The sequence below is a fragment of the Kribbella sp. NPDC050281 genome, assembly GCF_040655855.1.
In the GTDB taxonomy this organism is placed as follows: domain Bacteria; phylum Actinomycetota; class Actinomycetes; order Propionibacteriales; family Kribbellaceae; genus Kribbella.
The window spans coordinates 42,996-64,328 of the sequence record NZ_JBFAKS010000002.1 but is presented as its reverse complement, the minus strand read 5'-3'; the positions used below and the strand labels follow the sequence as shown (position 1 = coordinate 64,328).

20 protein-coding genes are annotated in these 21,333 nt (G+C 69.6%); 16 read left to right on the top strand and 4 right to left on the bottom strand.

Going from position 1 to position 21,333, the window contains the following annotated elements:
• Window positions 1-49: 49 nt before the first annotated feature.
• From tatA to AB0I34_RS02820, 5 genes are all read left to right on the top strand, one after another.
• Window positions 50-292: a twin-arginine translocase TatA/TatE family subunit gene (tatA, locus tag AB0I34_RS02840; RefSeq protein ID WP_360438305.1), complete on the top strand. Its 243-nt coding sequence runs from the start codon at window positions 50-52 to the stop codon at window positions 290-292.
• Between the two features lie 110 nt (window positions 293-402).
• On the top strand, window positions 403-1,740 hold the full coding sequence (locus AB0I34_RS02835) for a hemolysin family protein (RefSeq protein WP_360438302.1): 1,338 nt from the start codon (window positions 403-405) through the stop codon (window positions 1,738-1,740).
• Complete coding sequence (locus AB0I34_RS02830; RefSeq protein ID WP_360438299.1) at window positions 1,737-2,822, top strand: hemolysin family protein; 1,086 nt, start codon at window positions 1,737-1,739, stop codon at window positions 2,820-2,822. The genes AB0I34_RS02835 and AB0I34_RS02830 overlap by 4 nt, the downstream gene beginning before the upstream one ends.
• Before the next feature lie 82 nt (window positions 2,823-2,904).
• On the top strand, window positions 2,905-3,969 hold the full coding sequence (locus AB0I34_RS02825; protein WP_360438296.1) for an NAD(+)/NADH kinase: 1,065 nt from the start codon (window positions 2,905-2,907) through the stop codon (window positions 3,967-3,969).
• Between the two features lie 9 nt (window positions 3,970-3,978).
• The gene (locus tag AB0I34_RS02820; protein WP_360438293.1) at window positions 3,979-5,076 is read left to right on the top strand and encodes a mannose-1-phosphate guanylyltransferase; all 1,098 of its coding nucleotides are present in this window, start codon (window positions 3,979-3,981) and stop codon (window positions 5,074-5,076) included.
• Window positions 5,077-5,345: 269 nt separating this feature from the next.
• On the opposite strand, the gene AB0I34_RS02815 is transcribed toward AB0I34_RS02820, so the two are convergent.
• The 3 genes from AB0I34_RS02815 to cofD all read right to left on the bottom strand — a co-directional run bounded on the left by AB0I34_RS02815 (window position 5,346) and on the right by cofD (window position 8,097).
• The gene (locus AB0I34_RS02815; RefSeq protein WP_360438290.1) at window positions 5,346-6,062 is read right to left on the bottom strand and encodes a DUF3105 domain-containing protein; all 717 of its coding nucleotides are present in this window, start codon (window positions 6,060-6,062) and stop codon (window positions 5,346-5,348) included.
• Between the two features lie 86 nt (window positions 6,063-6,148).
• On the bottom strand, window positions 6,149-7,123 hold the full coding sequence (locus tag AB0I34_RS02810; RefSeq protein ID WP_360438287.1) for a coenzyme F420-0:L-glutamate ligase: 975 nt from the start codon (window positions 7,121-7,123) through the stop codon (window positions 6,149-6,151).
• A complete protein-coding gene (cofD, locus tag AB0I34_RS02805) occupies window positions 7,120-8,097 on the bottom strand; it encodes a 2-phospho-L-lactate transferase (protein WP_360438284.1) in 978 nt (325 codons plus the stop codon). The genes AB0I34_RS02810 and cofD overlap by 4 nt, the downstream gene beginning before the upstream one ends.
• A 114-nt stretch (window positions 8,098-8,211) precedes the next feature.
• Between cofD and AB0I34_RS02800 the strand changes: the two genes are divergently transcribed.
• From AB0I34_RS02800 to AB0I34_RS02785, 4 genes are all read left to right on the top strand, one after another.
• On the top strand, window positions 8,212-9,507 hold the full coding sequence (locus AB0I34_RS02800) for a hypothetical protein (protein ID WP_360438281.1): 1,296 nt from the start codon (window positions 8,212-8,214) through the stop codon (window positions 9,505-9,507).
• A gap of 338 nt (window positions 9,508-9,845) precedes the next feature.
• The gene (locus tag AB0I34_RS02795) at window positions 9,846-10,109 is read left to right on the top strand and encodes a WhiB family transcriptional regulator (RefSeq protein ID WP_130382502.1); all 264 of its coding nucleotides are present in this window, start codon (window positions 9,846-9,848) and stop codon (window positions 10,107-10,109) included.
• A 171-nt stretch (window positions 10,110-10,280) separates the two neighbouring features.
• A complete protein-coding gene (locus AB0I34_RS02790) occupies window positions 10,281-13,193 on the top strand; it encodes a glycosyltransferase family 2 protein (protein ID WP_360438278.1) in 2,913 nt (970 codons plus the stop codon).
• Window positions 13,190-14,665, top strand: a complete 1,476-nt coding sequence (locus tag AB0I34_RS02785) for a DUF5719 family protein (protein WP_360438275.1) — start codon at window positions 13,190-13,192, stop codon at window positions 14,663-14,665. The genes AB0I34_RS02790 and AB0I34_RS02785 overlap by 4 nt, the downstream gene beginning before the upstream one ends.
• Here AB0I34_RS02785 and AB0I34_RS02780 read toward each other — a convergent pair whose 3' ends face one another.
• Complete coding sequence (locus tag AB0I34_RS02780; protein WP_360438272.1) at window positions 14,666-15,049, bottom strand: DUF3499 domain-containing protein; 384 nt, start codon at window positions 15,047-15,049, stop codon at window positions 14,666-14,668.
• A gap of 31 nt (window positions 15,050-15,080) precedes the next feature.
• Here AB0I34_RS02780 and AB0I34_RS02775 point away from each other — a divergent pair, with 31 nt between their 5' ends.
• From AB0I34_RS02775 to manA, 7 genes are all read left to right on the top strand, one after another.
• Window positions 15,081-15,527, top strand: a complete 447-nt coding sequence (locus AB0I34_RS02775) for a metallopeptidase family protein (RefSeq protein ID WP_360438269.1) — start codon at window positions 15,081-15,083, stop codon at window positions 15,525-15,527.
• 99 nt (window positions 15,528-15,626) lie between these two features.
• A complete protein-coding gene (locus AB0I34_RS02770) occupies window positions 15,627-16,715 on the top strand; it encodes a Gfo/Idh/MocA family oxidoreductase (RefSeq protein ID WP_360438266.1) in 1,089 nt (362 codons plus the stop codon).
• Window positions 16,708-17,451, top strand: a complete 744-nt coding sequence (locus AB0I34_RS02765; RefSeq protein WP_360438263.1) for a ThuA domain-containing protein — start codon at window positions 16,708-16,710, stop codon at window positions 17,449-17,451. Before AB0I34_RS02770 ends, AB0I34_RS02765 begins: the two co-directional genes overlap by 8 nt.
• Before the next feature lie 49 nt (window positions 17,452-17,500).
• Window positions 17,501-18,886: a phosphomannomutase/phosphoglucomutase gene (locus tag AB0I34_RS02760; RefSeq protein WP_360438260.1), complete on the top strand. Its 1,386-nt coding sequence runs from the start codon at window positions 17,501-17,503 to the stop codon at window positions 18,884-18,886.
• The gene (locus AB0I34_RS02755) at window positions 18,887-19,090 is read left to right on the top strand and encodes a Trm112 family protein (RefSeq protein WP_360438258.1); all 204 of its coding nucleotides are present in this window, start codon (window positions 18,887-18,889) and stop codon (window positions 19,088-19,090) included.
• A complete protein-coding gene (locus AB0I34_RS02750; protein WP_360438255.1) occupies window positions 19,090-20,166 on the top strand; it encodes an SIS domain-containing protein in 1,077 nt (358 codons plus the stop codon). The genes AB0I34_RS02755 and AB0I34_RS02750 overlap by 1 nt, the downstream gene beginning before the upstream one ends.
• Window positions 20,160-21,332, top strand: coding sequence for a mannose-6-phosphate isomerase, class I (gene manA, locus AB0I34_RS02745; protein ID WP_360438252.1), 1,173 nt, complete (start codon window positions 20,160-20,162; stop codon window positions 21,330-21,332). Before AB0I34_RS02750 ends, manA begins: the two co-directional genes overlap by 7 nt.
• The last annotated feature ends 1 nt before the right edge of the window (window position 21,333 follow it).

Genomic DNA, 21,333 nt, shown 5'->3' with positions numbered 1-21,333 from the left:
TCGCGCCGCGACGTAGCGTGGAGGGGGATTCCCGGAAAGAAGGCTTGTCATGGTGCCATACCTGGCGCTGCCGGAAGGCGGCGAGTGGATCGTCATCCTGGTCATCGTGGTCCTGCTGTTCGGCGCGAAGAAGCTGCCCGAGCTGACGAAGAACGCCGCCCGCGCGATGAACGAGTTCAAGAAGGTCCAGAACGGCGAGGACGACGATCCGCCGGCGGTCGAGCCGCCGCCGGCCGAGCCCGGCAAGACCGGCCCGGAGAGCGTCCGCGACGAGCCCCGGTCCACTTCCTGATCGTGGCCAGGTGGTCCCGAGTCACCTTAGGTTAGCTTTGGCTAAGTGAGAGGTTCGACACCTCCGACCCCGCGGTCCTCCAGGGCCTGGAGTTCTCGTAGCCTCTGTACATGTTGATCCTGGTCGGCCTGGCTCTGATCCTGGTGCTGACCATTGCCACCGGCTACTTCGTCTCGCAGGAGTTCGCGTACGTCGCGGTGGACCGCAGCCGGCTGCGGTCGCTGGCCGAAGGTGGAGACGCGGCCGCCGCGCGCGCACTGAAGGTGACGAGCCGGCTCTCATTCGTGTTGTCCGGCGCCCAGGTCGGGATCACCATCACCGCACTGCTGGCCGGGTACTTCGCCGAGCCCTACCTGGGTGCGGGCCTGTCGCACGTGCTCGGTTCGGCCGGCGTACCGGAGTCGGTCAGCCTGTCCATCTCGGTGATCCTCGCGTTGCTCGTGGCAACGATCATCCAGATGGTGCTCGGCGAGCTGGCGCCGAAGAACCTCGCGATCGCGAAGTCGGAGGCGATCGCGCTCCGGCTGGCCCGGTCCACCTTGATGTACCTGACCATCGCCGGACCGCTCATCCATGTGTTCGACGCGACCTCGAACCGGATCCTGCGCCGGGTCGGCATCGAGCCGGTCGAGGAGCTGCCGCAGGGTGCGACCGCGCAGGAGCTCGACCGGATCATCGTCGAGTCCTACGAGCAGGGTCTGCTGGACCAGGACACGATGCGGCTGCTCGACCGCGGCCTCGACTTCCGCCACCGGACCGCCGGCGAGGCGATGCGGCCCCGGGTCGACGTGTTCACCGTGCACCAGGACGAGCCGCTGACCCGGATCGTCGACCTGCAGGAGACCGGCCACACCCGGTTCCCGGTGATCGCCGACTCGGTCGACGAAGTGGTCGGGGTGATCGCGGTCGGAGACGTCGTCGAGGTCGAGCCGGCGGACCGGTCGTGGGTCACCACGGGTTCGCTGGCGACGCCGCCGGTCGTCGTACCGTCCACGCTGCCGCTGCCCGGCGTACTGGAGCGGCTGCGGACGGCGCACCGGCAGCTGGCGATCGTGGTGGACGAGTACGGCGGTTTCGCCGGGATCGTGTCGCTGGAGGACATCGCCGAGGAACTGGTCGGCGAGATCCGGGACGAGGACGATCTGCCGGAGACCGGGCTGGTCCAGGGCGGCGACGGGTCGTGGGTGGTGCCCGCGCGGTGGCGGCTGGACGAGGTCGAGGAGGCCACCGGTGTCGCGCTTCCCGAGGACGACGACTACGAGACCGTGTCCGGTCTGGTGATGGCCCGGCTCGGCCGGGTCCCGGTCATCGGTGACGAGGTGGCGGTGGAGCTGCGCCGGCGGTTCGACCATGACGGGCGGCCGGTCCCGCAGGAGTTCGTCCGGCTGTCGGTCCAGACCGTCGTACGGCATGTGCCCGGTCTCGTCGTGATGGAGCGGTTGCCATGAGTACGCCGCTGGCTCTGCTCATCTCGGCCGTGCTGCTGGTCCTGAACGGATTCTTCGTCTCCGCCGAGTTCGCTCTGGTCGCGTCGAAGCGGCATCGGCTCGAGCAGGCCGCGGCGTCCGGCAGCCGTTCGGCGCGGGCCGCGATCGCCGGTGTGAGCGAGTTGTCGCTCATGCTCGCGGGTGCGCAGCTCGGCATCACGCTGTGCACCTTGGGTCTCGGCTCGCTGAGTGAACCCGCGGTGGCGAATCTGCTGCATCCGCTGTTCGAGCTGATGCACATTCCCGAAGGTGTCGGTCATGTGCTCGCGCTGATCATCGCGGTCGGCGGTATCGGGCTGTTGCACGTGCTGCTCGGCGAGATGGCGCCGAAGTCCTGGGCGATCAGCAACCCCGAGCGATCTGCTTTGTTGCTGGCGCTTCCGTTCCGCGGCTTCACGTACGTCTTCAGGCCGCTCCTCCTGGTGCTCAACTGGGTCGCCAACGCCTGTGTCCGCCTGGTCGGCGTGACTCCGCAGAACGAGCTCGCCAGCGCCCACGGCCCTGACGAACTCCGGCTGCTGATCGAGTCGTCCCGCGAACATGGCACGCTCGAAGACCCCGAGCACGACCTGCTCACCGCGATGCTCGCGCTCCAGAACACCACGGTCGCCCAGGTGATGACCCCGATCTCCCAGCTCGTCACCGTCCCGGCCGAGGCGTCGGCGCGCGAGGTCGAGCTCACCAGCCGCCGCGAGGGCCGCTCCCGCCTCGCGGTCGTCAGCCCGGGTACGACGATCTGCGGCATCGTCCACGTTCGCGACGCGGCCCGCGCGACCACGGCCGGCGGTACGACGCTGCACGCGTCCGAGCTGATGACGGAGCCGCTGCGGCTGCCCGCCGAGACCCCGGTCGCCACGGCGATCCGGGTGATGCGCGATCAGCGATCGCAGTTGGCCGTCGTCCAGGAAACCGACCATCCGCTCGGTGTGGTGGCGCTGGAGGATCTGCTGGAGGAGGTGATCGGGGAGTTCGACGACGAGACCGACCCGATCATCAGTGCCGCCGCGGAGTCGAGGGCCAAAGATGTTGCGGATGGCAACTGAGTGGTGGCGGGAGACCGCCGTTCCGGGCCGGGTTCGCCGGGGCGGCTACCGTTGAGGCAGTAACCGTCCGGAGGAGGTTGTCGTGCCTGTGCGCCGGCTTGGACTTGTTGTTCACGAGGGGCGTCCGCTGGCGGTGCGGACAGCCGCGACGGTGCGCGCGTGGGCGGACCGGCACGGCATCGGCTGCACCGACATCGACGTGTGGAAATCGCATGAGGAACGGCGTGGCGGCATGGACGAGCTGCACCACGCCGGGGACCCGGATCTGGTCGTCACGCTCGGCGGTGACGGCACGTTCCTGCGTGGAGCCAGGATCGCGGCGAAGAACAACGCGTCGGTGCTCGGGGTCGACCTCGGCAAGGTCGGCTTCCTGACCGAGGTGGCCTGCAGCGACGTCGAAACCGCGTTGGAGGCCGTGTACCACGGCGGCGCCACCATCGAGGAGCGGATGACGCTGACCATGCGGGCGTCCCGTCCGCTGGAGATCCCGAGTGGGATCGAGTCCCTGCTGCGCTACGGGCACGGCCCGGCGTTGCCGCCGCCGGCCGTGCGCCCGGAATCCACCGAGGGCGACGGTTGGGGTGTCGCACTGGACGTCACCGCGTTGAACGACGTCGTACTGGAGAAGCTCGCGCGGGACCATCAGGTGGCTCTGGGGGTGTACCTCGCGGGCCGGCTGCTTGCGTCGTACTCGGCGGATGCGGTGATCGTGGCGACGCCGACCGGGTCGACGGCGTACAGCTTCGCAGCGGGCGGGCCGATCCTGTCTCCGAACATGGAAGCGGTCGTGTTCACTCCGGTCGCACCGCACATGACCTTCAATCGAACGGTTGTCGCAGCACCCGACGAGCCGGTCGCGCTCCGGGTGCTGCCGCACTCCGGGCAGGCCGCTGTCAGCATCGACGGGCAGTTGCGCGGGGTTCTCGATCCGGGTGACTGGATCGGTGTCTACGGCTCGCCGCGACGGCTGCGGCTGGTCCGGCTGGGACCGACCGACTTCTACGGCCGGCTGCGTGATCGTTTCCGCCTGACCGACGCGCCCGCGACAGCACTCGACGGCGAATCGGAGGCCTTCTGGCGGACGACGTCGCCGGTGCCTCCGGATCTGGCACACCTACGGCTGCCACCACCCGTCGACGCCGGGTAGGGTCTCCCAATGCGAAACGTGGTGATCCTGGCGGGCGGCGCGGGGACGCGGCTGTGGCCGATGACGAGGGACGACAGGCCGAAGCAGGTGCTGCCGTTGGCGGCCGGAGAGTCCTTGCTGCGGGTGGCGTACAACCGGCTGCGCGGACTGGTCGAGCCCGAGAACATCTACGTGTGCACGGTCGGTGCGTACGGCGACGTGGTCCGCAAGGAGTTGCCGGAGCTCGGCGAGCACAACATCATCGGTGAGCCGGCCCGCCGCGACACGGCGAACGCTGTCGGCCTCGCGTCCGCGGTGGTGGGACGCAAGGATTCTGATGCCGTGGTGGCCTTCGTCGGGTCCGATCACCTGATCAGTCCGGAGGACGAGTTCCGGGCCGCGATCGTGAGCGGCTTCGAGGTGGTGGAGCAGCGCGAGCGGTCGCTGGTGACGTTCGGGATCGAGCCGACGCATCCGCACACCGGCCTCGGCTACATCGAGCGCGGCGTGCCGATCGAGGGCACCAAGGCGTACCTCGTCGACCGGTTCCGGGAGAAGCCGGACCGGGCGACCGCGGAGGAATACCTGGCTACCGGGCGGTTCTGGTGGAACTCCGGGATGTTCGTCTGGCGGACCGAGACGGTGCTCAGCGTGTTCGACGAACTGATGCCGGAGTCCGCGACGAACCTGCGTCAGGTCGCGTCGGTCTGGGACACCCCGGAGCGGGAGGAGACGCTGGCCGGGATCTACCCGAACCTGCGCAAGATCAGCGTCGACTACGCGGTGATGGAGCCGGCCTCACAGGGCAAGGTGGACGCCGACGTGGTCGTCGTACCGATGCCGGTGCACTGGCTCGACGTCGGCTCCTGGGCGGCCCTGGCCGGCACCTACGAGACCGATGCCTGCGGCAACCGTACGGACGGCACGACGCTCAGCTGCCTGCTCGACTCGCACGACAACATCATCGTCACCGACGACCCCGACCACCTGGTCGCCGCCGTCGGCCTCCGCGGCCACATCATCGTCCACACCCAGGACGTCACGATGGTCTGCCCACTGGCCGACGGCGAACGAGTCAAGGACCTCGTAGCCCAGGTCCAATCAGACCACGCCGACAAGTACCTCTGACCGAACCCCGGGACGCACGCCGAAGCACTCCTCGCGGAGCCCCCTGCCTCCAGCGCCCGGGCAGGTCGGTGGGACCGGGCGGGCGGTGTGCAGATCGACAGGTAGTGCACCTCTGAGACGTCGTACACAGGACGCGCGGCCGCTCAACCGCACTACCTGTCGGGCCGACACCTCCTGTCCATCTGCCCGCCGTCCCCAGCCGAACCGACCCCAAAGAACAGCCGCCGCCGAAGGTGGTGCCTTCGGCGGCGGCTGTTCGTGGCGGAAGGTCAGCCGCCGTTGGGTTCCTGGGCGTCGGAGGCGGGGTACTTGTCAAGGAACTGCTGGAGGGACTCGCCGCTGACGGAGCCGCAGAACTGGCGGTGGCCGAAGGACTTGTTGTCCGACTGCGGGGCGCTCCAGTGGGAGAAGGCGACCGTCTTGCCGTCCGGCCAGGGCTTGCCGTCGGACTCCTTGAACGGCGCCGCGATGAACTTGCCCATCGAGCCGTCCGGCAGCTTCGCCTTGGAGATCTTCTCGATCTCGTCGATCTGGTCCTTCGGCAACGTGTCGCGGTACCACATCAGCGTGTAGCCGTGCTCCAGATTGTGCACGAGGTTCTCCACCGGCGGCCGGTCGTCGACGGTATAGAACTTCTTCCCGAACGGCGCCCAGACCGCGTAGTGCGGGCCGGACGACGGCGGGGAGACCGGGTAGGCGATCTTCTCGCCGTCCGGCCGGTGGTCCTGGGTGCCGCCGCCCTCGTCGTTGGTGGGCGCATCGCACGAGGCGGCCGACGCGGCCACTCCGAAGTCGGTGACGGCCTGGTTCTTGGTCCGGGAGTCCTGGATCAGCCGGATCGCCGGGTAGGCAATGATGGCCAGGCCAACGACGATCGAGGCGATCACGATGAGCATGGTCCGCCGCTTGTCCTGGCGAGCCTGGTCCCGCTGCATCTTCTCGATCATCTCGCGGCGCGACTGCTTCTGCGACGACGCTTTACCCACAGTGTTGGTCTTCCCGGATCGGGGCGGCCACCGCGCCGCCGTGCGGATGCAGTGTACGCAGCGACCCTGAGAGGTTGCCTAGAAAACTACCTCGGTCGTGAGCCGAACGTGACCGTCGCCTCACTGCCCGGCCCGGTCCGCACGGAGACGCCGTACCCCTCCGCGTGCAACAGCACCGCGAGCCGCTCCGCGATCACGCCGACCGCGACGGGTTCGTCGCCGAACACCGTGACAGCGTTGTCAAGCACCTCGAGGTGAATGTCCTCGACCTCGTCCAGCAAGCCGTCCCACAGCGCCGGGTCCACCTCACGCGGCCCAGCGGGCGCCACCCGATCCAGTACGGCGGCCCGCGCGGCCTCCCGGGTCCCCAGGCTGAACATGTCCGAGGCGGCATCCCGCACCAGCGCCCGCGCGCCCGGACCGTGCTCGCCGACGGGCAGTACGACGTCGCCCAGTCCACGCACGACGGCGACCGGTACGCCGTCCGCCTTGCCCTTGACCAGCTCGCTGGCACTGGCGATCTCGTCGGCCAGAGCCGGCTCTGTCACCGCGAGCACGTTGCCATGGCTGTCCGTCGTACCGCGGAGGTCTTCCACCACGCGCACACCGGCCGCGCCGATCGCCAGATCGGTCTGGCCGTTGCGCCACGGGCGGCCGAGCGTGTCAGTGACCACGATGCCGACGTTGACGTCGTATTGCTGCTTCAGGGCCTCACGTAGCTGCCGGGCCGACGCATCCGGGTCGACGGGGAGCAACAGGACCGTGCCGGGCGCGGTGTTGGACGTGTCAGTGCCGGCGGCGGCCATCACCAGGCCGTGGCGGGTCTGCACGATGCGGGTCTCGCCACGCTGGGCCACGACGCGCACGAGCTCGGCGTCGATCGCCTCCTGCCGGGTGCCGTGAGTCAGGCGCCCCTCCGCCTTGCTGACGATCTTGGAGGTGACGGAAACCACGTCACCGTCCCGCAGGTCCGCCCCCTGGCCGATCAGCTCCGCCAGGTCGTCTCCGGTCGCCACCTCGGGCAGACCGGTCACCGGGAAGACTTCCAGGTGCTTCCTCATCGCCGTACGGCCTCCGCGAGGTTCAGTGCCGCGTCAGCCATCGCGGCGGTTTTTGTCTCGTCCGTCATCCACAACGGCACTGCCTGCACGTGAATTCCGGCTCCCGCGATCGAATCCTGCTGGGCGTAGTCCGACAGGTCGATCAGCCACCCGTCCAGTACGCCGCCGGACGCGCGCGAACCGTAGTACCGCGCGACCGCCGAGGCGGTGGAGGCCACACCGACGGCGGCCAGCACCTTGTCGGCCATGCCGCGGACCGGACCGCTCCCGATGATCGGCGAGAGGCCGATGACCGGAGCGGACGTCTCCCGGACCGCATCGCGGATGCCCGGGACGCCAAGGATGGTGCCGACCGAGACCACCGGGTTCGACGGCGGCACGATCAGTACGTCGCAGTCGGCGATGGCCTCCAGCACGCCGGGGGCCGGCTTCGCCTTCTCCTGGCCTACCGCGATGATCTGGTGCGCCGGGATCTCGGCGTGCCAGCGGACCCAGTACTCCTGGAAGTGGATCGCCTTGCGCCGGCCGGGGTTGTCCGGGTCGTCGACGACCACATGGGTCTCGACCCGGTCGTCGCTCATCGGCAGCAACCGGACCGGCAGCTTCCACCGTTGGCACAGGGCTTCGGTGACCGCGGTCAGGCCGTAGCCGGCGTCGAGCATCTGGGTCCGGACCAGGTGGGTCGCCACGTCCCGGTCGCCGAGGCCGAACCAGGTCGGCTCCACGCCGTACGCGGCCAACTCCTCCTTGATCACCCAGGTCTCGTCCTCGCGGCCCCAGCCGCGTTCGGCCGAGATACCGCCACCGAGGGTGTACATCACCGTGTCGAGGTCCGGGCAGACCCGCAGCCCGAACAGGGTGATGTCGTCCGCGGTGTTCCCCACCACGGTGATCTCGGCATCCGGGCGAGCCTTGAGCAGCCCGCGCAGGAAGGTGGAACCGCCGACGCCACCGGCCAGCACTGTCAGTCGCATGGGAAGAGTCTGCACGAGTCGTCAATGCAACGGACCACCGCACGACTATGCTGCGGTGGGTCCGAACATCCGCACAGCTCAGTTGTACGGCCCCCAACATCCCGAGGAGCCCTCGTGGTCACCGACGCAACCAAGAAGCTCAGAGAGCCGGTCGCGTATATTCTGCTCGCATTCGCCGGTCTGATCGTGCTGGCATCGCTGATCCGGCTGTTCGTCGGCGGCGCCGGATTCACCGCGGCCGCCGGTGGAGTGCAGAGCATTCTCACCCCGCCGTCCTTCGGTGCAGTGCTGCTCCTCATAGCGCTGACTGCCGCGGTCTGGCTGGTGAACGAGGCAGGTGAACGGACAGCGAATGCCCGGACCGTGACTCTCGTCGCGCTCGTGATCACCGGTGTAGCCCTGCTGATCGGCCTGATCACGGCCTTCGCGGGCTTCGCCGAGACCAGTACCGCCGGCCTGAAGATCGTCGGCTTCGTCTACGCACTCGCCGGCCTCGCCCTGTACGGCGCTGTCGGCCTCTACGTCATGAAGACCTTCCAAGCGCTGCCGGTGCCGGTCCGCGCGCCGAAGCAGGGCCAGTTCGCCCAGCAGCAGGGTGGCCAGTACCCGCAGCAGCAGTTCGGCCAGCAGCAGGCGCCGTACGGTCAGCAGCAGGCCGGCTACGGCCAGCAGCAGGGCCAGCAAGGCCAGTACGGCTACGACCAGGGCCAGGCCCAGGGGCAGTACGGCGGTTACGGCGCGGCTGCTGGTGCCGGTGCGGTCGGTGGCTACGCGGCAGCGCAGGGCGACCAGCAGTGGCCGCAGGAGCAGAGCTGGAACCAGGGCGAGCAGCAGCAGAACTGGTCCGCCGGTGAAGCCGAGGCGCAGCAGGCCGGCCAGCAGCCGGCTGAGCAGGCCTGGCCCGCCGCCGAGGCCCAGCAGGGCGCCGAGCCGACCCAGGCGTGGAGCTCCGAAGGCCAGCAGCAGTGGGGCGGCCAGGACCAGGGCCAGCAGTGGCCGCAGGAGCAGCAGCAGTGGGGCGGCGCCGACGCCGGTCAGCAGCAGTGGTCCGGCCAGGACTACGGCCAGCAGGCACAGCCGGCCGCCGACGAGTACAGCCAGCAGGCGCAACCGGCCGCCGACGAGTACGGCCAGCAGGCGCAGCCGGAGTGGCCGGCCCCGCAGGAGCAGAGCCAGCACGAGCCGGCGCAGCCGGAGGCACAGCAGTCCTGGCAGCCGGGTGAGCAGTCCTGGCAGGCCGAAGAGGCTCCGGCCGCCGAGCCGGCGCCCAGCGCAGAGCCGGAGCAGCCGCAGGCGACCGAGGCCGCTGCCGACGAAACCCGCGTGGATCCGCGGGTTTCCGAGTCAGACAAGGACGATCAGGGCCAGCAGGGCCAGGGTCAGCAGGGCTGGTGGTCCCAGCCGTCCTGAGCTGGTGGTCCCAGCGGGGCTGAAACGCCTTGCTGACAAGGCAGCAAGCCCTTACCGAGCTGGTGGCGAAAATTCTTCACCCCGGTTCGCGCGGTAGCGCACGAAGACGAGAGGCCTGTGCAGACGGGCCTCTCGTTCTTTTGCAGCCGTGTTGCGGATGATGCCAATAGCAGACCACGGCTTGACTTTCGTGGATTGCAGGAATGTAATTTCAACCGTGTCGTTCGTTGGACACTCGGTATCGGGGACCGTTGCAGAGCGCAGGACGGACGAGGTCAGGCATGTGGACCGCAAACCCACATGTACAGGGGAACGAACAGGGTCGAGGAGGTCGTACCGTGACAGAGCTGATGGCGATTGTCGACGGTGAGGCGATCGAGGAGGAGCCGAACTGGCAGGAAAGGGCGCTGTGTGCCCAGACCGACCCGGAGGCTTTCTTCCCGGAGAAGGGCGGTTCCACCCGCGAGGCGAAAAAGGTCTGTCTCGGCTGTGACGTGCGGGGCGAATGCCTCGAGTACGCACTGCAGAACGACGAGCGCTTCGGGATCTGGGGCGGCCTGTCGGAGCGGGAGCGCCGCAAGCTGAAGAAGAAGGCCGTCTGACGGTCAAAACCCGGCACACAAGTTCATCAGGACTTTCCGCGTGGCCCCGCCGACGTACAGTCGCCGGGGCCCGCGGCTGTCCGGGGGCTGGGTCGACGGCTGTATGGTGAGTCCTCGCTACGACTCCGGTCGTGGTGAGGTATTCCGCAACCATCGAGGTCACAGCTCCGCATGGAACAAGAAGCTCCGGCCGGCTGGGAATTCTTCGACTCCGTCGATTTCCCGACCGACCACATCAACGACCCGATGGGTCGGCCGCGAGTCCGGCACGTCGTCACCGCGGTCGTGGTCGGGCACGAGGGCGCCGCTTGGCTGCCCCGGTTGTCCGAGGCGCTCTGGGCGCTGAACCCGCGCCCGGACCGGCTGATCGCGGTCGACACCGGCTCCACCGACGAGACGGCCGAACTGCTGGCCGCGATGCCCGGTGCCGAGCCGGTCGTCAGCGTGTCCGCGCGGACAGGTTTCGGCGTGGCGGTCGCCCGTGGCCTGGAGGCGGTCGGTTTCGCACCGATACCGTCCGCGGTCGGCCCGTACGGCGACGACGGTCACATGCCGGTGGTCGAGTGGCTGTGGCTGTTGCACGACGACTGCGCACCGGCCCCGAAGGCGCTCGAGCAATTGTTGCTCCAGGCCACTATTACACCGGGCGTCGGTGTCTGGGGCCCGAAGCTGCGGCTCTGGCCGCGGGACCGCGAACTGCTCGAGGTCGGTGTCACCACGTCGCTCGGCGGCCGCCGCGACACCGGCATCGAGACCGGTGAGCTCGACCAGGGTCAGCACGACCAGCCGCGCAACGTTCTCGCGGTCAGCTCGGCCGGCATGCTGGTCCGCCGCGATGTCTGGGAAGCCTTGCACGGCTTCGATCCGCGGCTGCCGATGTTCCGCGACGACATCGACTTCGGCTGGCGGGCCAGCCGGGCCGGCTTCCAGGTCGGCGTCGCACCCGACGCCGTCATCTACCACGCACAGGCCGCCGCGACCGGCGAGCGTGCGCTGGCCGGCACCCGACGGCATGCCTACCAACTCGACCGTGCACACGCGTACTACACCGTCCTGGCCAACGCGCCCGGCAAGCTACTACCGCTACTGATCCTGCGCTTTCTCCTCGGGACGATCCTTCGCTCGATCTGGTTCGTCATCGGCAAGACGCCGTCCGGCGCGGTCGACGAGTGGACTGCGTTGCTCGGCACGCTGCTGGCCGGTGGCTGGACGCAGGCGCGCAAGAATCGCCGCAGCCTCGATCGCGTCCCGTACGACGACATCAAGGGACTGTTCTCCCGGTCCGTGCACGCCTTGCGGCACAACCTGGAGGAGACGACCGGCACGATCTCCGAGCGGATCCGCGAGGCCTGGGCGGACGAGCCGGAAGAGCAGGTCGTCACCAGTGCGAGGCGGGCGAAGTCGACCGCCCGCGTGGCCGCCGACAAGCCGCGGTGGCGCCGTCAGCTGATCCGCCGGCCGTTCCTGGTCGCGTGGGTTGTCCTCGCCCTCGGTGCGTTCATCGCTGCCCGCAGTCTGATCGGTGGCGGTGTCCTGCGCTCCAACGTGTTGCTGCCTGCGCACGAAAGCCTTGCCTCGCTATGGCATGCGGCCTCCGCCGCGCCACCGGGTGTCACGCCTCCTGCTTGGCTGGCGCAGTTCTGGGCCTTCTCCACGGTGATGTTCGGTCCGACCGGCGCGGCGAACATCCTGCTCCTCGGTGCGGTCCCGCTGGCCGGTCTGGCCGCGTGGGTGATGTTGCGTTCGTTCGTCGTCGACCGGGTGGCGCGAGCTTGGGGCGCGTCGGCGTACGGACTGGCTGTCTTCACCAATGGCGCTGTCTCGCAAGGCCGGATCGGGACCTGCGTGGCCGCGATTGTGCTGCCGCTGCTGGGCGCCGCCGTCCACACCATCGCTCGGCGGCGTCGAGTGGTCGTCCAAGGCAGCTGGCGGGCCGCGTGGTTCGCGGGGATCTGCCAGGCCGTGCTGTTCGCGTTCACACCGGCGTTGGGTCTGCTCGTCGGCATCACGCTGGTGTTCGGCGGCGTGCTCCGACTCGGTTGGCGTCGGCAGGGTCGCCAGCTTGTCTTCTCCGTCGTACTGGGTCTGCTGCTGGTGTTGCCGTGGACGATCCAGTTGGTGCTGCATCCGGCGCGGCTGGGTCAGGAGGCCGGTGGTCCGCCTACCGCCTTCATCGGCCCGGGCGACAGCCTGGCGCACTTGCTGACTGGTACGCCGATCGGTGCGCCCGCGCCGTGGTGGTTCGCCGTACCGCTGATCCTGGTGGCGTTGGCCGCTCTGCTGCGGCAGTCGCGGCAGCGGTACGAGTTGCTCGGGTGGTTCGCCGCGCTGGCCGGTCTGGCCGGGACGCTGATCGCGAGCCGGCTGGGTGGTGGCAGTGGACCGCTGATGTTCCTGATGACCGCGGGCTGGATCGTGGCGGTGGCGGTGGCCTGGGACTCGGTCGGCAAGTCCACCGACATCATCGTGCAGGGTGTGCTCGGGATCGTGCTGGTGACGACGATCGTGACGGCTGGGTTCTGGCTGGTGCGTGGCGCCGATGGCCCGTTGTGGCGTGGCCCGGCGCAGGACCTGCCGGCGTACCTGGCGTCGTCGCAGGCGCCGCCAGAGAACGCGTCGATCCTGGTTGTGCGCAAGGACCCAGGCAACGCGATGCGGTACTCGCTGGTGAAGGACGGTGGCCCGCGGATGGGCGCCCTGGAGGCGGCGCCGACGGCGCAGCAGTCCAAGCCGATCACCGACGTACTGTCGACGCTCGGTGGTGGCGGTAGTGGTGAAGAGGGACGGCAGTTGGCCGGACTGGCAATCGACTACGTCTACCTGCCCGCTCCGGTCGACCAGAACCTGCAGTCGACGCTGGACTCGCTGCCCGGTCTGACCCGGGCCAGTGCGGCCGACGGCGACGCGTCCTGGCTGGTGGACCGGTCGAAGATCAAGGGCGAGACGCCGCTGCACGACCAGACCCACACGCTGTGGCGGATCCTCGGCATCATCGCCTGGATCATCGCGCTGATCTTCTGCCTGCCGACCGTACGGCGTACTGTCGCGGTCCCGCACGGCACCCACGCGAGGAGGGACCGGTGAGCCGGTTGCTGTCGGACGTGCGCGTCCGGGTCGGAGCTTGTGTGCTGGCGATGGCTGCCATCGGCGGCCTCGGTGTGGCCACCCACGCGAAGGAGCCGAAGGCCCGGGCCGAGGGTGTCACCGAACCCGCGCGTTCAGTGGTGAACCGTACGGCGCTGTCCTGCCCGGCGCTGGCCCCCGGCGGGCAGACGTCCAGCATCGTGAGTGCGGTGTCGCCGACCCTTCCGGAGGGCACGCCTGTCGCGGCCGGCAAGGAGGTGCCGCTGCAGATCACGCCGCTGCCGAGCACCGCGAATCCGGTCGGGTCGGTGCTGGTCCGCGGCAAGGTCGGTTCGACCGGTGCGGTCACCAAACCGGCCGAGTTGTCGATCCAGGGCACCGGTCCGCTCGCCGCGGGCACGGTCGGCACCAGTACGACGGTCTCCGCCGAAGGTGTGAACCTGGGCATGGCGAGTGCGCCGTGCCAGGTGCCCGGCTCGGACTTCTGGTTCGCCGGGGCGAGCACGGACCGGCGCGACACACTGGTGCTGACGAACCTGGACAGCATCAACGCCGAGGTCAACGTCACCGTCTACTCGAGCAACGGCCAGCTGGACCTCCCGAACGCCCGCGGTCTGGTCGTGCCGGCGCGCGGGACGATCCCGCTGTACCTCCGGCAGATCGCCCCCAGCGCGAAGGATGTCGCGCTGCACGTCCAGTCGACCGGTGGCCGGGTGGCGGCGTCGCTGCGGAGCAATGCGACCAAGACGAACGGCGAGCCCGGCGGTGTGGACTGGCTGAGCCCGTCCGCCCCGCCGGCGACGAAGGTTTCCGTCCCGGCTGCCGCCCCCGGTGCCGGATTGCGGATACTCTCGATCGCCAACCCGACCGACCTGCAGGCGACGGTCAGCCTGACCGTGAACGGGCCGAACGGTCCGTTCAAGCCGGCCGGGCTGGAGACCGTGCAGGTCCCGGCCGGGGCGGTGAAGACGATCAAGCTGGACCCGGTGCTGCATGGTGATCCCAGTGCGATCACGCTGGCGTCGGACGAGCCGGTGACCGCCGCGATGCGGATGGTGGATGCGAGTGGGAGCGACTTCGCGTCGCTCGGGTCGGCCGAGCCGCTGACCGGACCGGCGTACCTGGTGCTGCCGGCGCATCAGCAGGCTGCGGTGCTGCAGGTGACGGCGCCGGGTAAGCCAGCGAGCGTGAAGTTCGAGCTACGGGACGCGGCCGGCCGGGTGCTGAGCACGCGGACGCTCGACGTCCTTGGTGGCGCCACCAGCCAGATCTCGTTCAAGGCCCAGCCGCGGCCGACGTACCTGATGGTGGAGCAGGCCCGCGGGGAGATCGTGGCCGGGGTGACGCTGATGCCGGCCGCGAAGCCGGACGACGACGACATCGCAGAGGTGGCGGCCTGGCCGCTGACGACGTCGCTGGTGTTCCGGGCCCAACTGGGCGCCGAGCCGGACGCGCGGGCTGCGCTGAGGTAGTCAGCCCTCGGAGGTGTTGGCGCCCGGGTCCTGCAGCATCCGTAGGTGTCGGCGACGGGCGACCTCCACGGGTGCGCCCGTCGTACCGGCACCTGGCTCCCGGGGCGGTAGCGGCCTGGCGGCCTCGCGGACCGCGTTGGCCAGCGCCTCCAGGTCGTCCGACGACGGTCCCGCCGCGGCCGGGTCCGGAGCGAGCCGGATGACCTCCCAGCCGTTCGGAGCCGTCAGCCGGTCCGCGTGGTCGGCACACAGGTCGTAGCAGTGCGGTTCGGCGTACGTCGCCAACGGGCCGAGCACACAGGTGGAGTCGGCGTACACATAGGTGAGCGTCGACACGGCCGGCTGATGACAGGCGGCGCGCGAACAGATCCTGGCGATGCTCACGACCAGACATTACGCCCACTAGGCTGAACGCGTGACCGAGGCTCGCCGTCATCGCAGGCACATCGACCGCCATGGCCGCGGCATGCTCGGCCCGATCAGCCGGCCGAGCCGGTTCGCGCCACGCGGTCTGCCGTTGCAGCGCTCCGGCGCCGCGCAGTTCGACGAGGTGGTCGCGATCGAGGTGACCCGGCTGGAGAAGCGGCTGCCGCAGGTCGTTGCCCGGGTCGAGTTCGCCATCGAGGACGTGCCGAACCTGGACCTGGACGCGCGCGAGATCCCGCTCACCCATTCCACCGGGGGTACGTCGCACGAGCCGTACCGGATCGTGGTGTTCCGCCGCCCGATCGAGCTGCGGGCCGAGCGCTCCGCGACCAGCCTGGCCTGGCTGGTCCGGTCCGCGCTGGTGCTCGAACTGGCCGACGTCCTGGCCCTGTCCCCGGAGCAGATCGACCCCGACTTCGACCCCGACGACGACTGACCCGCGCGACAGGCCCGGGGATCCGCCGGTGTTCGAACATGTTTCGTACTGTGGGAAGCGGTTTGTGTCCGTCGTTGTCAGTGCGAGAGGATCGTGGGTGTGAACGATCAAAAACTGCGGGTCGGGGTTGTCGGGCTGGGCTTCGCCGGGCGTACGGCGCTCGAGGCGTTCTCGGAACTGCCGGACGTCGAGGTGGTGGCGCTGGCCGGGCTGGAGAAGGACCTCCTGACCAGCCTCGGCGAGACGCACGGCGTACCGCACCTCTACGAGAACTGGGAAGACCTGCTCGAGACCGAGGGTCTCGAAGCGGTCAGCATCGGTACGCCGACGCAGCTGCACGCCCCGATCGCGCTGAAGGCGCTGGAGAAGGGCCTGCACGTGCTGTCCGAGAAGCCGCTGGCCCGGACGGTCGCCGAAGGCACAGCGATGGTAGAGGCCTCCAAGCAGGCCGGCCGGGTGCTGAAGGTCGTCTTCAACCACCGTGAACGCGGTGACGTCGCGGCGCTGAAGCACCAGATCGACGAGGGGCAGCTGGGCCGGATCTACTACGCGAAGGCGCACTGGATGCGCCGCAACGGCATCCCCGGCATGGGCGGCTGGTTCACCAACCGCGAGTTGTCCGGCGGCGGCCCGCTGATCGACCTCGGCGTCCACATCCTCGACCTCGCGCTGCACCTGCTGGGCGAGCCGTCGGTGACCACGGTCTCGGCGAACACGTTCGCCGAGCTCGGTCCGCGCGGTCGTGGCAGCGTCAGCAGCGCGATCCGGCCGACGGTCGACACGCTCGGCTCGAAGTTCGAGGTCGAGGACCTGGCCACGGCGTACCTGCGGCTCGAGGGCGGCGGCGCGCTGCAGCTGGAGACCAGCTGGGCCACCTACCGGGCGCCGGGCGACAACTTCGGCATCGAGCTGTTCGGCACCGAGGGCGGCGCCAAGATCGAGGTGCAGAACTACACCACCGAGGACACGCTGCGGATCTTCACCGACGTGGCCGGCATCCCGGCCGAGGTGAAGCCCGCGACCGGTGCGGGACTCGGCCACCGCGGAGTGGTGCGGGAGTTCGTCCGGATCGTCCGCAGTGGCGACTGGGAAGGTCAGAACGGGTCCGAGGCGCTGCTGAGGACCGAGGTCATCGACGCCTGCTACGCCTCGGCGAAGGCGGGACGAGAGGTTGTTCTCCATGACTGATCCGATTCGCGTCACCGTCTGGGGCGAGAACGTGCACGACCAGCGCGACGCCTCGGTCCAGAAGGTCTACCCGGACACGATGCACGAGACGATCGCGGCCGCGCTGCGGGCCAAGCTGGGCCAGGACGTGGTGGTGCGGACCGCGTGGCTGCAGCAGCCCGAGCACGGCCTGACCGACGAGGTGCTCGCCGAGACCGACGTGCTCACCTGGTGGGGTCACGCGGCTCATGGCGAGGTCGACGACGCGATCGTCGAGCGGGTGCAGAAGCACGTGCTGTCCGGGATGGGCCTGATCGCGCTGCACTCGGCGCACTTCAGCAAGATCTTCATCAAGCTGATGGGCACCACCTGCTCGCTGGACTGGCGGGCCGAGAACGACCGCGAGCTGATCTGGACGGTCGCGGCCGGCCACCCGATCGCGCAGGGCATCCCGCACCCGCTGGTGATCGAGCGCGAGGAGATGTACGGCGAGCTGTTCGACATCCCGCAGCCGGACGAGCTGGTGTTCGTCAGCTCGTTCACCGGCGGCGAGGTGTTCCGCTCCGGCTGCTGCTACCGCCGCGGCCAGGGCCGGGTGTTCTACTTCCGCCCGGGCGACCAGGAGTACCCGACGTACCACCAGCCCGAGGTCCAGCAGATCATCGCCAACGCGGCCAAGTGGGCCGCTCCGACCAGCCCGCGCCGGCTCCCCGAGGTCCACCACCGCAAGGACATCGGCTGGTTCGACAAGGCCTGAGATCCGGCCTGAAATACGACTTTGCCGGTGGGCCGGATAGGGTCCACGCATGGTTGACGTTGCGGCGATCTTCAAGGCGTACGACGTACGAGGGGTCGTCCCGGACCAGCTGGACGAGTCGGTGGCCCGGGCGACCGGGGCGGCGTTCGTCGAGGTCCTGGACGTCCTCGCGTCCCCGGGGGCGGTTGTGGTCGGCTACGACATGCGGCCGTCCAGCCCGGCGCTGGCGGCCGCGTTCGCCGAGGGTGTGACGAGCACCGGGGCGGACGTGGTCGACATCGGCCTGGCCTCCACCGACCAGCTGTACTTCGCGTCCGGCCGGCTCCAGCTGCCCGGTGCGATGTTCACCGCCAGCCACAACCCGGCCCGCTACAACGGCATCAAGATGTGCCGCGCCGGCGCGTCCCCGGTCGGTTCGGAGTCCGGTCTGCGCGACATCGCGGACCTGGTCGCCAAGACCGTCGCCGACGGCCCGGCGCCGGTCGCCGTACCGGGCAAGGTGGCTCGCAAGAACCTGCTGACCGCGTACGCCGACCACCTCAACGACCTGGTCGACCTGAGCGGCATCCGTCCGCTCACGGTCGTCGTCGACGCCGGCAACGGGATGGGCGGCTACACCGTTCCCGCCGTGTTCGCCTCCGGCCCGGTGCGGATCATCCCGCTGTACTTCGAGCTGGACGGCAACTTCCCGAACCACGAGGCCAACCCGCTGGACCCGAAGAACCTGGTCGACCTGCAGGCCAAGGTCCGCGAGGCCGGCGCCGACCTCGGCCTGGCCTTCGACGGCGACGCGGACCGCTGCTTCGTGGTGGACGAGAAGGGCGACCCGATCTCGCCGAGCGCGGTCACCGGCGCGGTCGCGGTCCGGGAGCTGGCCAAGCACCCGGGGTCGGCGGTCATCCACAACCTGATCACCTCCAGGGCCGTGCCCGAGCTGATCACTGAGCACGGTGGGACGCCGGTCCGGTCCCGGGTCGGGCACTCCTACATCAAGCAGAAGATGGCCGAGACCGACGCGGTGTTCGGCGGCGAGCACTCGGCGCACTACTACTTCCGGGACTTCTGGCGGGCCGACACCGGCATGCTGGCCGCGCTGCACGTGCTGGCCGCGCTCGGTGAGCAGGACAAGCCGGCCAGTGAGCTGTTCGCCGAGTACGAGCGGTACGTCGCGTCCGGCGAGCTCAACAACAAGGTCGACGACGCCGCGGCCACGGTCGCGGCGATCGAGGACACCTACGGCGACAAGCCCGGCATTACCGTTGACCATCTGGACGGTCTGACCGTGTCGGCGCCACAGTGGTGGTTCAACGTCCGTGCGTCGAACACGGAACCGCTGCTACGGCTGAACGTCGAGGCCGAGGACCGGTCCACGATGGAACGTGTCCGTGACGAAGTACTGGCCCTGATCACCGGTGCATCGGTGGAGGAGAACTGAATGGCTGTCAACCTGGACCCGGACCTGCTGAGCATCCTGGTCTGCCCGAAGTGCCGCTCGGAGTTCCGCGTGGACAACGAGGCGAACGAACTGGTCTGTACGAACGCCGCCTGCGCCCTGGCCTACCCGGTCCGTGACGACATCCCGGTGCTGCTGATCGACGAGGCCCGGGACACGAGAGACACCGAATCCGCGGACAGCTGATGAGTTCCTTCGACGACTCGCGGCTGGACGACCCGGCCGCACTCGAGGCGACCGATCATCTGCTGCGGCGACTCGCGATGGCCGGTGCGCGCGTCCGGGCCGAGCTGGACGCGGCCGAGGAGGCCCTGTCCAAGGTGGACACCGACGGGTTCCGGCCGCGCGCGGTGCTGGCCGCGGGCCGCGACGCCCGCCTGGTCCGTGCCGTGCTGGAGCCGGTCTGCCCGGTGCCGTTCGTGGCCTGGCCCGGTCCGGGACTGCCCGGCTGGGCGGGTCCGCTCGACCTGGTGGTCGTTCTCGGTGGAGTCGGCCCCGATTCCGACGCGGAGTCGGCCGCGTCCGAGGCAGAACGGCGTGGCACCGGCCTGATGGTGGCCTGCCCGCCGGACTCCCCGGTCGCGCGCGCGTCCGCAGGGTCACGGCACGCCATCCGGTTGCCGTCGCAGTCCGACGACCAGTTGGCCTCGGCGGTCGCCGTACTGCAGGGGCTGCACCAGATGGAGCTCGGTCCGGTGGTGGACGCCAAGTCGGTCGCGTCGATCCTGGACGACGTCGCGATCGAGTGCTCGCCCAACACCGACGTCGCCTCGAACCCGGCCAAGGACCTCGCGCTGATCCTGGCCGACGCGCTGCCGCTGGTGTGGGGTGGATCCGTCCTCGCCGCGCGGGCCGCACGCCGGGTGGTGGAGGCGATCCGGCTGGCGAGTGGTCGGCCCGCCCTGGCCGCTGACGCCGGGCACCTGCTGCCGGTGCTGAACCAGCCGCCGCGCGACCTGTTCGCCGACCCGTTCGACAAGCCGGAGGAGCTGCGGCCAGCCCTGGTCATCCTGGATGACGGCACGGACGACCCCGGGGTCACCGAGCACCGGCACAAGCTGGAGGACAAGGCAGCGCGTCACGACGTGCGGGTCAACGTGGTCACGCAGGCCGAGGGCACGGACATCGCCCGGTACGCCGCTCTGTCGCAGCACGGCCGCTACGCCGCGGCGTACCTGGGTATCGGCCTGGGTCGCTACGGCACTCCGATCGACGCCGCCCCGGACGAGCCGGGGAATCCAGCGGAGGATCCAGCGTGGTAGTGCCGTTGCTGAACACCATCCGGGACTACGCCTGGGGTTCGCGGACAGCGCTCCCCGAGCTGATGGGCGCGGAGCCGGACGGCGGCCCGCAGGCCGAGCTGTGGATGGGCGCTCACGAGTCCGCGTCGTCCGTCCTGCCGTGGGGCGATTCCCTGTACGACGTGGTGTCCGCCGGGCCGGCCGACGTACTCGGGCAGGAGACGGCCGAGCGGTTCGAGGGGCGGTTCCCGTTCCTCGCCAAGCTGCTGGCCGCCGCGCAGCCGCTGTCGATCCAGGCGCACCCCTCGCGGGAGCAGGCGATCGACGGGTACGCGCGGGACGAGGCCGCCGGGATCCCGCGGGACGCGGCCGACCGGAACTACAAGGACGCGTGGCCCAAGCCGGAGATCCTGATCGCGCTCGGGCCGTTCGAGGCGCTGGTCGGGTTCCGGCCGCTGGGAGGCACGGTCGCGCTGCTGGAGGCGCTGGCGCCGGTGGGGTTCGAGGAGCTCACCAACCTGCTGCGCAACGGCAAGCTCCAGGACGCCTTCACCCAGTTCATGGGCAGCGACCGGGACACGATCCGTCCGCTGGTCTCGGCTCTCGGTGAGGCCTGCGCGCAGTACGCCGGGGAAGCGTTCGCCGTCGAGCGCGAGACGCTGGCCAAGCTCTGCGCGGACTTCCCGGACGATCCCGGCGTACTCGCGGCACTGTTACTCAACCGGGTGCGGCTGGAGCGGTTCGAGGCCGTCTACCTGCCGGCCGGGAACGTGCACGCCTACCTGTCCGGATTCGGGTTCGAGGTGATGGCCAACTCCGACAACGTGTTGCGCGGCGGCCTGACCAGCAAGCACATCGACGTACCGGAACTGGTGTCAGTGGTGGACTTCGAGCCGCTGACCGATCCGGTGCTCACCGCGCCCCCGGTGGTTGACGGCGTGGCGACGTACGAGACCGGGGCCGAGTACTTCGCCATCCACAGGGTCGACCTCGACGACAGCGAACGGACGGTGGCCGGTGTCGGTCCGCGGATCGTCTGCTGTGTGGCGGGATCGGTCGAAGTAGGGGCCGGAGGCACCGAGCCGGAGGTGACGTTGTCCGCCGGTCAGTCCGCGTTCGCCTCGGGACCCGAAGGACCCTGTATCTTGCGTGGTTCCGGCACGGCGTTCGTCGTGTCCGCGCGCTGAA